Origin of the sequence: Alicyclobacillus mali NBRC 102425 (assembly GCF_001570745.1) — a bacterium.
Taxonomy (GTDB): Bacteria; Bacillota; Bacilli; order Alicyclobacillales; family Alicyclobacillaceae; genus Alicyclobacillus; species Alicyclobacillus mali.
In genome coordinates, this window is the sequence record NZ_BCSG01000004.1 from 1 (window position 1) to 13,906 (window position 13,906).

Annotated in this window: 16 protein-coding genes; 9 read left to right on the forward strand and 7 right to left on the reverse strand. The window is 60.8% G+C overall.

Going from position 1 to position 13,906, the window contains the following annotated elements; genetic code table 11:
* The first annotated feature begins 24 nt into the window (after positions 1-24).
* The 3 genes from AMA01_RS02680 (at position 25) to AMA01_RS02690 (ending at position 3,344) form a co-directional block, all read left to right on the forward strand.
* Complete coding sequence (locus tag AMA01_RS02680; RefSeq protein WP_067847212.1) at positions 25-1,617, forward strand: APC family permease; 1,593 nt, start codon at positions 25-27, stop codon at positions 1,615-1,617.
* Positions 1,618-1,757: 140 nt separating this feature from the next.
* Complete coding sequence (locus tag AMA01_RS02685; protein ID WP_156468400.1) at positions 1,758-2,645, forward strand: methyl-accepting chemotaxis protein; 888 nt, start codon at positions 1,758-1,760, stop codon at positions 2,643-2,645.
* A gap of 147 nt (positions 2,646-2,792) precedes the next feature.
* Complete coding sequence (locus AMA01_RS02690) at positions 2,793-3,344, forward strand: DJ-1/PfpI family protein (protein WP_067846928.1); 552 nt, start codon at positions 2,793-2,795, stop codon at positions 3,342-3,344.
* 46 nt (positions 3,345-3,390) lie between these two features.
* Here the strand turns inward: AMA01_RS02690 and AMA01_RS02695 are convergent, their stop codons facing one another.
* From AMA01_RS02695 to AMA01_RS02725, 7 genes are all read right to left on the reverse strand, one after another.
* The gene (locus AMA01_RS02695; protein WP_067846931.1) at positions 3,391-3,639 is read right to left on the reverse strand and encodes a hypothetical protein; all 249 of its coding nucleotides are present in this window, start codon (positions 3,637-3,639) and stop codon (positions 3,391-3,393) included.
* Positions 3,640-3,675: 36 nt separating this feature from the next.
* The gene (locus AMA01_RS02700) at positions 3,676-3,915 is read right to left on the reverse strand and encodes a hypothetical protein (protein ID WP_376738331.1); all 240 of its coding nucleotides are present in this window, start codon (positions 3,913-3,915) and stop codon (positions 3,676-3,678) included.
* A 37-nt stretch (positions 3,916-3,952) separates the two neighbouring features.
* On the reverse strand, positions 3,953-4,207 hold the full coding sequence (locus tag AMA01_RS02705; protein WP_014465515.1) for a hypothetical protein: 255 nt from the start codon (positions 4,205-4,207) through the stop codon (positions 3,953-3,955).
* A 39-nt stretch (positions 4,208-4,246) separates the two neighbouring features.
* On the reverse strand, positions 4,247-4,495 hold the full coding sequence (locus AMA01_RS02710; protein ID WP_067846936.1) for a hypothetical protein: 249 nt from the start codon (positions 4,493-4,495) through the stop codon (positions 4,247-4,249).
* A 41-nt stretch (positions 4,496-4,536) separates the two neighbouring features.
* Positions 4,537-4,785 (reverse strand): hypothetical protein, encoded by a 249-nt coding sequence (locus AMA01_RS02715; protein WP_014465513.1) that lies wholly within the window; start codon positions 4,783-4,785, stop codon positions 4,537-4,539.
* A gap of 145 nt (positions 4,786-4,930) precedes the next feature.
* A complete protein-coding gene (locus AMA01_RS02720; protein WP_067846939.1) occupies positions 4,931-6,259 on the reverse strand; it encodes an MFS transporter in 1,329 nt (442 codons plus the stop codon).
* 96 nt (positions 6,260-6,355) lie between these two features.
* Entirely contained in the window at positions 6,356-7,222 is an 867-nt protein-coding gene (locus tag AMA01_RS02725) for a TIGR01777 family oxidoreductase (protein ID WP_067846942.1), read from the reverse strand.
* Positions 7,223-7,362: 140 nt separating this feature from the next.
* On the opposite strand from AMA01_RS02725, the gene AMA01_RS02730 reads away from it, so the two are divergent.
* From AMA01_RS02730 to AMA01_RS02755, 6 genes are all read left to right on the forward strand, one after another.
* Positions 7,363-7,806, forward strand: a complete 444-nt coding sequence (locus tag AMA01_RS02730) for a DinB family protein (RefSeq protein WP_067846945.1) — start codon at positions 7,363-7,365, stop codon at positions 7,804-7,806.
* Between the two features lie 202 nt (positions 7,807-8,008).
* Entirely contained in the window at positions 8,009-9,745 is a 1,737-nt protein-coding gene (locus tag AMA01_RS02735; protein ID WP_231862793.1) for a peptide ABC transporter substrate-binding protein, read from the forward strand.
* A 182-nt stretch (positions 9,746-9,927) separates the two neighbouring features.
* On the forward strand, positions 9,928-11,697 hold the full coding sequence (locus tag AMA01_RS02740; RefSeq protein ID WP_067847218.1) for a peptide ABC transporter substrate-binding protein: 1,770 nt from the start codon (positions 9,928-9,930) through the stop codon (positions 11,695-11,697).
* Between the two features lie 163 nt (positions 11,698-11,860).
* A complete protein-coding gene (locus tag AMA01_RS02745; protein WP_067846950.1) occupies positions 11,861-12,484 on the forward strand; it encodes a YhbD family protein in 624 nt (207 codons plus the stop codon).
* A gap of 35 nt (positions 12,485-12,519) precedes the next feature.
* Positions 12,520-13,215: a polymer-forming cytoskeletal protein gene (locus AMA01_RS02750; RefSeq protein WP_067846953.1), complete on the forward strand. Its 696-nt coding sequence runs from the start codon at positions 12,520-12,522 to the stop codon at positions 13,213-13,215.
* Positions 13,216-13,228: 13 nt separating this feature from the next.
* The gene (locus tag AMA01_RS02755; RefSeq protein WP_067846956.1) at positions 13,229-13,903 is read left to right on the forward strand and encodes a polymer-forming cytoskeletal protein; all 675 of its coding nucleotides are present in this window, start codon (positions 13,229-13,231) and stop codon (positions 13,901-13,903) included.
* Positions 13,904-13,906: the final 3 nt, after the last annotated feature.

Genomic DNA, 13,906 nt, shown 5'->3' on the forward strand with positions numbered 1-13,906 from the left:
GTGCACATACAAGGGAGGAATTTCATGGACAAGGGTATGCGCCGGGAGATCCAGCTCGTCGCGCTGACCATGACCGGGCTCGGGTCCATCATCGGCTCGGGTTGGCTGTTCGGCGCGTGGAAGGCCGCCAAGGTCGCAGGTCCGGCCGCGATGGTCGCGTGGATCCTTGGCATGGCTGTCATTCTTCTCATCGGCCTGACCTACGCGGAGCTCGGCCCCATGTTCCCGCGATCCGGCGGCATGGTGCGCTACGCCCACTACTCGCACGGGTCGTTTGTCGGTTTTTTGTCCGGCTGGGCGAACTGGATTGCCATTGCGTCCGTCATCCCCATTGAGGCGGAGGCTTCGATTCAGTACATGAGTTCGTGGCCTTGGCACTGGGCTCAGTGGACGCACCACCTGTACGTCAACAAGACGCTCACGCCGCCCGGTCTGCTGCTGGCAGCCATCCTCGTCTTCATTTACTTTTTGCTGAATTACTGGACGGTGAAGCTGTTCGCCCGTGCCAACACGCTCATCACCGTGTTCAAGTTCATCATTCCTACACTCACCGTGATTGGCCTCATCGCCGCTCATTTTGACACGCACAACTTCACGCAGTACGGCGGGTTTGCGCCGAACGGGTGGGCGAGCGTGCTGACGGCCATCGCGACGTCCGGCGTTATCTTCGCGTTCAACGGCTTCCAGAGCCCCATCAATCTGGCCGGCGAGGCGCGCAATCCGAGCCGGAACGTGCCGCTCGCCGTGATCGGCTCCGTTCTGCTCGCCGGCGTGATCTACCTGTGCCTCCAGGCGGCGTTCATCGGATCGATGCCGGGCAGCCTGCTCAGCCACGGTTGGGCGAGCATCAACCTGAAGTCGCCGTTTGCCGATCTCGCCCTCGCCCTGAACGTGAACTGGCTCGCCATCGTTCTCTTCCTGGACGCCTTCGTGTCGCCGTCCGGCACCGGTATCACGTACACGGCGACCACCGCGCGCATGGTTCACGGTATGGAGGCGAATGGCTATTTCCCGAAGGTCTTCGGCCGGATCCATCCGCGTTACGGCGTGCCGCGCGCGGCGATGTGGCTGAATTTGGTCATCGCGTACATCTTCATGTTGATGTTCCGGGGCTGGGGCGAGCTTTCCGGCGTCATCTCCGTGGCAACCCTTATCTCTTACGTCACCGGGCCCATCGCAGTCATGGCGTTCCGCAACATGGGCGATCACGTCAAGCGCCCGGTGCGAGTCCCCGGGATGACCGTCATTGCTCCTATCGCGTTCATCTTCGCGTCGCTCATCCTCTATTGGGCGCAGTGGCCGCTGACGGGTGAGGTCATCATCGTGATCATCATCGGGTTGCCGGTGTATTTCTACTACATGGCGAAAGCGGGCTGGCGCGGTTTTGCAGAGCATTTCCGCCACGGGCTCTGGCTCATGGTGTACCTGCTCTGGATGGCCCTCATCTCGTTCCTCGGCAGCGGCAAGTTTGGCGGGATCGGCGTCCTGCCCTACGGCTGGGACATGGTGGTCGTGGCCGCGTCTGCGCTCGTCTTCTACCTGTGGGGCGTGCGCAGCGGATTTTCGAAGCCCAACTTTCCAGAGGGTGAAAACCCGCAGCTCGCGGACGCGGAGTGAGTGCGGGCAAACAAGGGTGCCAGGTCACTGGCGCCCTTTTTCATGCGGTTTTCACGCGTTCGGATGCCTGTGAAGCAGGAGGATGCTGAAGGCGTGTGGAATCGAATATCGAGCAACAGGGTGGCTCGGTGCAAAGGAGGATGCGTGTGGAGGTAAGTTCGACCGCCTCGCCTCAGGAGTACGAGACCATGCACCCGGCCATCGCGGGTGCGCTTCGTTTTGCCACGGTAGCGCAACGCGCTTGTTTGGATGACGTGGCCATACTCGTCGCGGATCGGACGCGCGTGAGAGGCGTCATTCCGGCGAGGTCGCTTGCCATCGAGGCGGCAGAGGGCTATGAGCTTCGGCCTGGAGATGGGCTTTATGAAGCGGTGCGAGAAGGGCGCGTGCACCGGGTTCGCCTGGACGACTCGGTGTTTGGCGTGCCGGTGGTGATGAACGCGGTGCCCATCTGTGGTGAGGGCGGCGAGGCTGTCGGCGCGTTTTGCGCGTGCGCCCCGGTGGATGCGGAGGAGCGCCTCGTCAGTCTGGCCACGACGCTCTCTTCGTCCGTGCAGCAGACGAGCGCGACGCTTCAGGAGATGGCCGCGTCCATGCAGGTCCTGGCCACGAGCCTGGGCGACATCGCGCGTGAGTCGCGGTCCGTGCTGGAGGCGGTGCGGGATGTGCGGTCGATTTCGGATGAGGTCCGGGAGATCGCAGACACGAGCCGTATCCTCGGTTTGAACGCCTCCATCGAGGCGTCGCGCGCGGGTGACGTCGGGCGCGGCTTTGCCGTGATCGCCCGAGAGATCCGGCGCTTGGCGGAAGGGGCGAGATCGCAGACGGACGTCATCGCGCAGAATACGCGCCGGATGGTGGAGATGCTTGAGGCGCTGAACGAAGCGATTGAGCGTGTCGACCGGGAGGCGGAAGCGCAGCGCGCGGCGGCGGAGGCCATGGCTTGCTCCATGCAGGAGGTCAGTCAGGTGGCGGTGGACCTCGTGGCGTTCGCCGAGCGGTTGGTTCGCCCAGACCGTCTCGAATGATCGCGGTGCGGCGAGCGCGTGGCGATGCGACTCGCCAGTGATCGAACGGTGTCGAAAAGCCGGCGTGGACGAGATGTCTGAAATCCCATACAATGGAGTGGGACGCCGTGTGAGGCGTTCAATCGGAACGAGGAGAGGGATGTTCAGATGGCCAAGAAGGTGCTGATCTTGGCGGGAGACGCCGTCGAAGCGCTGGAAATCTACTATCCTTACTATCGGCTCCTCGAGGAAGGGATCGACGCCGTCATCGCAGCGCCGAGCAAGAAAACGCTGAACACCGTCGTCCACGATTTCACGGGCTGGGACACCTATACAGAGAAACCGGGATACCTCATTCAGTCCCACGCGGCTTTCGCCGACATTCGGCCGGAGGAATTCGACGGCCTCATCTTGCCCGGCGGCCGGGCGCCGGAGTACATTCGCTTGAATGAACACGTGCCGCGCATCGTGGGCCATTTTTTCGATGCCAACAAGCCAGTTGGCGCCATATGCCATGCCGCGCAGGTGCTCGAAGTGGTGCGAGACAAGCTTCAGGGGCGCACCATGACGGCGTACATCGCCTGCAAGCCGAGCGTGGAAGGGATGGGGGCGACGTACGCTTCCCAGACGCTGTGCGTGGAAGGAAATCTCGTCTCTGGGCACGCATGGCCGGATCTGCCTGGGTTTATGCGCGAGTTCCTGAAACTTCTGAACGCCTGACGAAACATGGCCGCCCGGTGGGGCGGCCTTTTGCTCTGCTTCGCGTTCAACACTGGATTCCCCATGTTGGTTTGAAGTCCTGGTCGAAGATAAGCCCGTCGCACAGTTCGTAACTGTCGATATTCAGGTTGCGCGTGAACAAGTGCGCATTCCGGGAGCCCAGCACCGCGGCCTGGGCGGCGTTCGATTTCACGTGCGCGTCCCAGCCGCCGATGTTGATCTCGCCAATGAAGATGCCCGAGTTCTGTTGCGGTGTGTTGCTTAAGATCGCCTGAAACGCAATGACGGTAGGCAAGCGATGCCCCCCATTTCTGAACTGGTGCACGTGGCGTCAGAAATTCCACTCGTAATTGAACTTCAGGTCCTGGTCGTGAATGACGCCGTCTAACACTTCGAAACTGTCGAACAGCGTATTGGTGCTGATGAGGACGTTGAACACCCCTGCGTCGAGCGCCTTGCCAGCGCCGTACTTTTGGTTGGCGTCCCAGCCGCCGATGTTGATCTGCCCGAGAAAAACGCCCGCGTTCTGTTGCGGCGTCATGGTGTTCAGCACGCCGCTCAGAATCAGCACTGGAATGGGAATCGCCTCCTTCGCCTCAAGGGCGCGTTTAGACGTTGCCTTCTACGTCAGGCTTCAGGCCGAGCGTATTCACCTGACCGTCGATGAATTCGAAGCTGTCGAACAGCAGGCTCCAGATCTGCAGATTGTAGCTCATCACGTCATAGTTGCCGCTTTTTCCGGCCTGAAACTTCATGTTCGCGTCCCAGGCCCCGTTGTTGACCTGGCCGATGAAGGTGCCCGCGTTCTGCTGCGGTGTCATGGAGTTGTTGGCTCCGATAAAGACGAGCGCAGGAATGGCCATCTCCTCCCCCGTTGTGCGAGCGTCACGACGACGCCGTGCTCACACGTTGTTGCCGATGACGGGCTTGGCGTCCGCGTCGTTGATGGCGCCATCCACGACTTCAAAGCTATCCAGGTTCAGGTTGTAGAATCCGGGGCTCCAATTGAAGAAGCCGAATTCTCCGCCGTGCGCCTGACTCATTTTGCGGTTGGCGTCCCAGCCGGCAAAATTGTATTCGCCGACGAAAGCACCCGCGTTCTGCTGGGGCGTGTTCATCAATAGCGACCCGAGCAAGATGACGCTTGGCATGTCACTCCTCCGCCCTCGATTTGCCTGCCTCTTGGACCACGTTAACCGTTGGCGCCCACGGTGAGCTTGAAGTCCGTGTCGTTGATGGCTCCATCCACCACCTCGAAGTTGTCCACGTTGACATTCACCATGGCGGGCAGGAAGTTAAAGGCCCCATACGTGCCGCTGTACGCATTGGACATCTTGCGGTTGGCGTCCCAGCCGCCGACGTTGCCCTCGCCGAGAAAAATTCCAGCATTCTGAACGGCGGCATCTGCCGCGGCCGTGCCGATGACGATGAGAGAAGGCATGGACCGTCTCCTTCCATGGGCGAGGACTCCGCACCCATGTGACAGCGTATGCCTGAGGCGGTTGTCCGCATGCGGCGCTGCCTCAGGCGTGATCACGAGGACGGGATCAAAAAAGCCCCGCGGGTCGGCCGCGGGGCCCGGCGTGTCAGTACTCAAGGGTGGAAGAACTCGCAACTGCGCCTTCAATCCGCCGCTGTTTGTCGGGCTGATGGAAGATGAGCACGGCCAATACGGAGGTCGCGGCGAGCACGGCCATGAGCCAGAAGGCGCTCTTGAAGCTTCCCGTCGCGTTCACAATCCAGCCCGTGATGACCGGGGCGAGGAAGCCAGCCGCTGCGAAGAACGTGTCCATCACGCCGAGAGCGGTACCTGTGCGCTCTCGCATGAGGTCCACATTCATGGCGTAGAAGGTCGAATTGGCGCTCATCCCAAAGCCCACCGCGAGGGTGATGAACACGATGGCCGTCGTGAGATCGTGCGTAAAGGTGAGCGGCACGACGCAGAGCGCGGAGAGCAGCTGCGAAATCCAGATGGGATACGATCTCGCCAGCCGCAAGCTTCCCGTCCGGCGCAGAATCCAGTCGGAGAGGTACCCGACGAGCCAAAGGAGAACGGTCGCAAGCGCCCAGGGCAAAATGGAAAACGCGCCGACGGACTTGAGATTCAGATGGTACTCGCTCTTCAGGTACGACGGAAGCCACGTCATGAAGAAGAAGAGATAATAGCCGAAGACGAAGAACGACCAGTTGTTTGCCATGAGCGTGCGGTTGACAAGAAGATACTTCCACAACGTTCCGGAGGACACGTGATGGGCCTGGCGAAAGCGCATCTCCTTGGCCGGCCGTGTGCGATCCACGGCCTCGGATGCTCGAATGTGCCGCAGTTCCTCGTCGTTCACATGGCGACTGTGCTCAGGAAAATCGCGGAACAGGAGAAACCAGACGGGCACCCAGAGGAGGCCCACCGCGCCGAGGATGATGAACATGCCTCGCCAGCTGACGCCGAGGATCAGCGAGGTCACGATTGGGGCGCCGATGGCGAGTGCCAGCGGGACAGCGACGAGCGAATTGGACAGCGCAATGGCTCGCTCGCGCGGTGACAACCAGTCGCCAACTGCTCGATTGACGGCTGGGAAGTTCGGCCCTTCCGCCACGCCGAGGAGAATGCGCATGAGGTAGATGATGGCGAACGAGGCCGCCACGCCTGTCAACCCGATGGACAAGCTCCACAGGAGCGACGCGAAAAACAGGGCCCAGCGGGCGCCGACGTGATCGACCCAGATGCCACCGAAAAACGTGGTGATCATGTAGCCGATGCCAAAGGCGCCGAGGATCATGCCGATCTGGCCGTCGTTCAGGTGCAGGACCTGCGCGATGTCGCCGATGGCGTACGAGATGGCGGAGCGGTCGATGTAATTGACCACCGTGATGAAGAACAAAAGACCAATGATGACCCAGCGAAAGCGGGTGGCCATGGCTCGAAAGCCTCCTTTCTTGTCTTTCCCTGCAAAAGATTGAGGGAGAAATCGATTTCATTCTAAGGGCAGGACAGGGTAGGGCACAAGTCTAGCTTACAGGAAGTCCCGGATGGCCCTTTCTAGCGTGGGAAACGCGAAGGAAAAGCCGAGATCGAGCGCGCGATGGGGAAGTACGCGCTGCCCCTCGAGGATGAGGCTGGCACGCTGGCCAAGCGCCAATCGCAGCGCGGCGCCTGGGACGCGTGTGAGGTGGGGGCGGTGGAGCACCTCGGCGAGCGTGCGGGTGAAGTCGCGCATCTGGACGGGCTGAGGCGCGGTGGCGTTGAACGCGCCATCGAGTCGGGCGTCCGCGAGGACCCACGCGGCGAGTCGGGCGGCGTCGTCTGCGTGAATCCAGGAAATCCATTGATTGCCGCGCCCGAGTGTTCCTCCTAGCCCCATTTGAAACACGGGCCACATGAGCGGCAGCGCGCCTCCGTCTCGCCCGAGCACCATGCCAAATCGAAGAAAGGCCACGCGCGTGAGCGCGCGGAGGGGCTCGGCGGCCTGCTCCCAGGCCACGCACACCCTGGCCAGAAAGTCGCTGCCGGGAGGAGACGCCTCGGTGAACGCCTCCGTGAGCGACGAGCCATAATAGCCGACGGCCGATGCTTGCAAATACGCCGCGGGTTTGGCGGGCAAATCGTCAATTGCTGCGATCACGCCGCGGACCGTGTCGACGCGCGACCGGACGATTTCGCGCCGATAGGCCGCGCTCCAGCGCTTTTGGTTGAGCGAGGCGCCCGCAAGGTTGCAGATGGCGTAAGGTTCGCCGCGCTCGATGCTCCTGGCCAAGTGGGCGCGAAGGGCATCGGGGGTGTACGGTCGCCGCACGACGTCCGCAACGTGGCCTTGGCGTTCGAGTTCTTGCGTGACGTGGCGGCCGACGAACCCGGATCCGCCAAGGAGGTAGATGCGCACGCGAATATCCCCCCGTACATGCACGATTCTCATTCGCATTGTAGCAAATGTTTCTTGTAGACGTGATCGCGCTACAATGGAGGAGGACGCGCCGATGGAACTCAGAACTTTCCCGGCGACTCAGTGGGAGGGATCAACACGTGCTGAAAGAGATGCAGGATCTCCACGATCTGTACGCGAAGGTCCACGCGACGATTCATCAAATGGTCGATGGCTTGACGGACGATCAGTGGGTCAAGAAGCCGGCGGACAATTTCAACAACATCGCATCCATTCTGCAACACACGCTCCTCGTGGAACGCCGCTTCTTCGCACAGTTGAAGGGTGAAGCGGCGGACATCGACGCGCGGGCGCCGTTTGTGGCGACGAGCTGGGATGTCGCGAAGATCAAGGAGATGTGGGCGGAAAATGAGCGGCTGGCCAGGGACGCGTTTGAGCACCTCACGGCTGAGGAGCTGGATCAGCCGGGCGCCAAGCTCGGTGTCGGCGAGGTGAACAAGCGTCAGCTCGCCGCTTATGCCATCGCGCACACGGCGCACCACCGCGGACAGATTCCGCTTGTGAAAAAGTTGCTCGACCTCTGAGCGAAAGGCGGATGGGCACATCGGCGAATGGCCGGTGTGTCCATTTTCTTGACTTGCGGAAAACATTTTCGGGCGCAGGATGTCCAGTTGTTACACATCTTCCCCTTTACACGGCCGCCGGTGCGTCGTACAATGGGCGTGTTTCTCTGAAATCTCGGTTTAAATGAGAGATTTCCAGAACATTGAGGGGGTTCGAGAGACTGTGAAAGGTCGTGGAAAAGGGATTGTCGCTGCAGGAATGGCGGCAGCCGTCGTTCTGGGCGTGGCTGGATGTGGCTCTTCCACCTCCAACCAAACTTCTTCTCATCCCGTTTCGAAATCGACGAGTGGCGGTGTCATCGAATATGCGGTCCAACCTGCCACGGATTTGAACTGGTTCCTTCCGCTCTTCACCGGGCCCACGGACACGCTGGCCAATGCGCAGCTCGTGTACCAGATGTTCGTTCCCCTGCTGCAGCTGAACAACAGCTACCAGATTGACTGGAAGAACTCCATCGCCGACAAGGTCACCTACAACTCGTCCGGCACGGTCTATCACATTTACCTGAACCCGAAGTGGAAATGGTCGAACGGTCAACCGGTGACATCCACAGATCTCCTCTTCACGTGGAACGTCATGAAGGCGGCCTGCGCGTCGAACGCACCCTCGCCATGGCCCTACGTTGGCGTGGGAACCGGCGACATTCCGAACGGCATCAAGAGCGTTGTGGCGAACGGGCCGTATGAGGTGACGGTCACGCTCAACCAGCCCACGAACCAGCAGTGGTTCATATACAACGGCCTGATGCAGATGACGCCGATGCCGGCGAAATACATGGACGTCAAGCAGAACATGACGGATGAGCTGAAGTATCTGGGCTCCAATGGGCCAAATATGATGTTTGACAAGGTCGTCGACGGCCCGTTCGAACCGGTGTATGCGAAGGATCGGCAGGAGTGGGTCCTGAAGCCGAACCCGATGTACGCGGGTCACAAGAGCACGCTCTCGAAGCTCATCTTCCTGTACGAGGGTTCCAACGAGTCGGAACTCGCGGCGCTGCGCAGCGGCCAGGTGAACGTCGGCTACCTCGATCCGTCCGAATCCGCGGCCATACCGCAGTTAAAGTCGTCTGGTTTCACCATTGCGCCCGAGTACATGTTTGCGGTCTTCTGGACGGAGATGAACATGTACCCCGCTTCGCCAAACTCGAAGATCTTCAATCAGCTCTATGTCCGCCAGGCCCTGATGCAGGCCATCAACAACGACGAAATTGCGCAGCAGATTTACAAGGGGTACGCGGTGCCGCTCCATGGGCCCATTCCGTCCCAACCCAACACGCAGTTCTACGATCCGGCCGTGGCAAAGCTGTATCCTTACAATCCGTCTGCCGCGAAGAAACTGCTCGAGGACCACGGATGGCGGCTTGAAAACGGCGTGATGACAAACGGCAACCAGAAGATGAATTTCACCATGATCTACGCCACGGGCGTCGAGACAACGGTCCAAGAGGCAGAGTTGATTCAGCAGGAACTCGCTCAGATTGGCGTGAAGGTGTCCCTGAAGGGAATGCCGTTCGATCAACTGATTTCGCTCACGAGCAACCCGAAGGATACCAACTGGGATCTCGCGCTCGGTTCGGGCTGGATCTACAGCGGCCCCGGTTACTACCCATCCGGCGATGGCCTGTTTAACACCGGCGCGCCGAGTGGCACGGGCTACAGCAATTCGACCGAGGACGCGCTCATCAACGCGACGCACCAGCCATACAGCTCCACGGCTGAGACGATGAAACACTTCTATCAGTACGAGTACTACACGGCGGAGCAGTTGCCAATGCTCTGGAACGTGAACAACGCGACCGTCGCCGTCATCGCGCCGAACGTCCAGAACGTGCTGCCGTACTACAACGGTGCGGTCGGCATTCCGGAGATGCAGTACTGGACGGTGTCGGGTCAGTGAGACTTGGCACACAAGTGTGAAGTTGTATTGAAGATCTGTTTAAAAAATGCGTGCAATGCGCAATTGGACTTGCTATACTAGTGGTGTCCTTGGTTCTACACCTGCTACTGGCCCGCATCGAGCGCTATGTTCGGTGCGGGCATTCTCTAGGCGTTTACAGGGAGGTACAAAGGGTGCGAAAAATGAGAAAACGAGCGCTTGTTTCTGCGGGTGCCGCAGTGGCTATTGTGCTTGGAGTTGCCGGATGCGGAACCTCCACGTCGAACAGCGCGTCGAACGCTACCAACAGCGCCACGACGAATACCACGACTACTACCACCACGACGGGGCAAGTTAATCCAGCTGGTGTCATCGATTACGCGCTGCCGCCGCAGACGGACCTCAACTGGTTCCTTCCCATCTTCAACGCGGCCAATGATTCGCTGTACAACTCCCAAATTGTGGATCAGATGTACATCCCGATGCTGGTGCTGAACAATGACTACAGCATCAACTGGCAGGATTCCATCGCGAAGAACATCACGTACAACAAGCAAGGCACGGTCTATCACATTTTCTTGAATCCCAAATGGAAGTGGTCCAACGGCAAGCCGGTGACTTCCACGGACGTGCTTTTCACGTGGAACGTGATTAAGGCAGCGTCTGCTTCGAACGCACCCAAGCCGTGGCCGTTTGTGGGCGTTGGCACCGGTGACATTCCGAACGGCGTGAAGAGCGTGGTGGCGAATGGCCCGTATGAGGTCACCATCACGTTGAACCAGCCGGCCAACCAGCAGTGGTTCATCTACAACGGCATTATCCAGCTCACGCCACTGCCTGCTGCTTATATGGACGTGAAGTCGAACATCACCGACGAGATCAAGTACCTGGGTGCCAATGCGACCAACATGATGTTCGACAAGGTCGTCGACGGTCCGTTCAAGCCGCTCCTGGCCAAGGATAAGCAGGAGTGGGTGATCGTCCCGAACTCGAGCTACGCGGGTCACAAGCCCCAGGTGAGCAAGGTTATCTTCCAGTACGAGGGCTCGAACGAGTCTGAGTTCGCGGCGCTGCGCAGCGGTCAGATCAACGTGGGCTATCTGGATCAGTCGCAGCTCGGTTCGGAGTCTGCGCTCACCTCGATGGGCGACACGGTGACGCCGGAATACGCATTCGGCATCTTCTGGATTGAGATGAACATGTACAAGGGCGCGCCGAACGCCAGCGTCTTCGATCAGTTGCCGGTCCGCCAGGCGCTCCAGATGGCGATTGACCGCCAGACCATGGTGAAAGACATCTACAAGGGCTTCGCGGTGCCTCTGTACGGGCCGATTCCGTCCCAGCCTGCGACGAAGTTTTACGATCCCGCCGAGAGCGGCCTCTACAACTTCAATCTCGCGAAGGCGAAGCAGACGCTGGAGAGCGCTGGCTGGCATCTGAAGAACGGCGTCATGACCAATGCAAATGGCCAGACGCTTAACTTGACCATGATGTATGTCACCGGCAACGAATCGACGCAGCAGGAGGCGGAACTCGTCCAGCAGGACTTCGCGCAGATCGGCGTGAAGGTGCAGCTCAAGGGCGAGCCGTTCTCGCAGTTCATTTCCATTACCTCTGACCCGAGCAATCACTCCTGGGACCTCGCGCTTGGCTCCGGCTGGGTGTACAACGGTCCTGGCTTCTATCCGTCTGGCGAAGGTCTGTTCAACACCGGCGCACCGAGCGGCACGGGCTTCAGCGATCCGAAGGAGGATCAGCTGATCAATGCCACGCATCAGCCGTATTCGACCGATGCTCAGACGATGCAGGTGTTCGACGAGTACGAGATGTACACGGCAAAGGTCCTGCCGTTCCTGTGGACGGTCAATCCGGCCACGCTCGTCGTGGTGGCTCCGCACGTGCAGGGCGTGCTGCAGCACCTGAACGCGGCGGACGGCCTGCCCGAGATGCAGTACTGGTATGTGACGAAGTGAGTGAAGAATGCAAGGCGCCTGCCCTCGTGGCAGGCGCTTTTTTAGTGCGCCCGGCATGGGCGCGCGCGTTCTGCTCCGTGGCGCATGCTTCAGTGAGTGGGTCCTGACACTTGTGTTGCATAACATTGTTATGTTACGATGGCGTCGTCGGAGATGATGTTCAATGGACGAGGAACTGATCTCGAAAAAGGAGTTACTCGATCTCGCCCGAATTTCCTACGGCCAATTGTACCGCTGGAAGCGAAAGAAGCTCATCCCGGAGGAGTGGTTCATCCGCAAGGCCACATTCACCGGCCAGGAGACCTTCTTTCCCCGCGACAAGATTCTCAGTCGCATCGAGCAGATTAAACAGTGGAAGGAAGACGTTCCGCTCGACGAACTGGCGAAGCGCCTTTCGCCGGCGGGCGTCGAGATTGAGCGGGCTGGAGAAGACCTCGTGCGCCTCGGGATTGTGGGCGATCTCGCCTGGCGCCTCTATGCCGACGCGGTTCCGAACGTCCGCATCTTGGCATTTCCGGACATCGTTTGCGTATACCTCGTGCACGAGGCGCTGGAGAGCGGCCAGGTCAGCCTGGACGAGGCGCGGCAGCTCACCGCCGCATACCCTCGTTTCGTAACAGTGTTTCGTGACATGCAGATGTGCGTCGATCTCGTCCGCAAACTCGGCGTCGGGACCTGGCTGGCGCGCGCGCCAAACGCCGAGATCGCGCTTGATCCGCAGGCCAACGTCGCGTTCTCCGTCGATGTGGCAAGCGCTGTGGAACAGCTGAAGCTGAGGCTGATGTGAAAGTGACCATGGTCAAATCGGGGAGGGGATCGCATATGCCTGATGATTTGGAGGTGTCCGGTCGCACGTCGATGGGCGGCGGGACGTATGGGCGGGTCGAGGTCAACGGCATGGCCAAGATGCAGGGGGACATCGCCTGCGAGACGTGTGAAGTCAATGGGAGCGGGCAGGTCGACGGCAACCTGCGGGTCGAGGGCCGACTCGAGGTGAACGGCCGCATGTCCGTGGATGGGGCCGTTTGGGCGGGCGTGTTTGAGGTAAACGGGCTGTGCGACGTGGACGGCAACTGCGAGGTGGCGGAGCAGGCCGAAGTGTCGGGCATGGCGCGCATCCAGGGTGCCCTGCGCGCGGGCGTCCTGAAGATTGGCGGGCGTGTCAAGGTGGAGGGGCCCATCGAGGCGGAGCGCGTCCACGTGACGGGCAATCTGCACTGCGGGGCGCTGATGAACGCGGACGTGATCGAGTTTGAGTTGATGGGCAAGTCCAAAGTGCGGGAGATTGGCTGCTCGTCGCTCACGGCGGCGGTTGGAAGCGGGGGATGGTTTTCGAAGCCGAGGCTCGAGGCGGAGACGATTGAAGGGGATCACATCGAGGTGGAGGCGGTGCTGGCGCGCCGGATCCGGGGAGACGTGGTGGTCATCGGCGACGATTGCCGGGTCGATCGCGTCGAGTACCGCACGTCGTTCGAGCGGCGCGGTTCGGCCGTGATCGGCGAAGCGGTGCAGATCTGAGGGGGCGACGGAGATGGGAGACGGGGCGAAGCCGAAGCTGACGGTGATGGGCCAGTCCTCCGCGGCGGGTGGCGACTTTGGGCGCGTGCGGATCATGGGGCAGGCGGTCGTCAAAGGGCCACTCACCTGTGAGCACCTCCGCGTGATGGGCGAGCTTGAAGCGAGGGCGGACGTGTCGGCGGAGGCGGCGACCATTATGGGCCAGGCGACCTGTCGAGGCGATGTGACCGCCGCCAAGCTGCAGGTGATGGGGGCGCTCGAATGTGACGGGCACTTGTCTGCGGGAGTATTCAAGACGGCGGGCGAGGTCGTCGTCCGTGGAAACTGCGGCGCCGATCGCGCCCTCATTCGCGGTGCGCTGACCGTTGAGGGCCTGTTCTCCGCGGACGAGGCCCGGTTTCGGCTGCACGGCCCGTACCGGGTGCGCGAGATGGGGATGGGTCGGCTCACCGTGGAGCTGCCGCGGTATCTCTGGAAATCGTCGATGCGCAGGCACGGGACGCTCGAGGCGGACGTCATTGAGGCGGACGAGGTCCACCTCGTTCACACCCGCGCCCGCGTGGTGCGGGCGCAGGTGGTGCGGCTTGGCCCAGGATGCGAGATTGAATGCGTGGAATATGGTCAGTCGTACGACGCGCACCCGGACGCCAAGGTGGGGCGGGTCATCGACGCGGGTAGGCCTGAATAACGC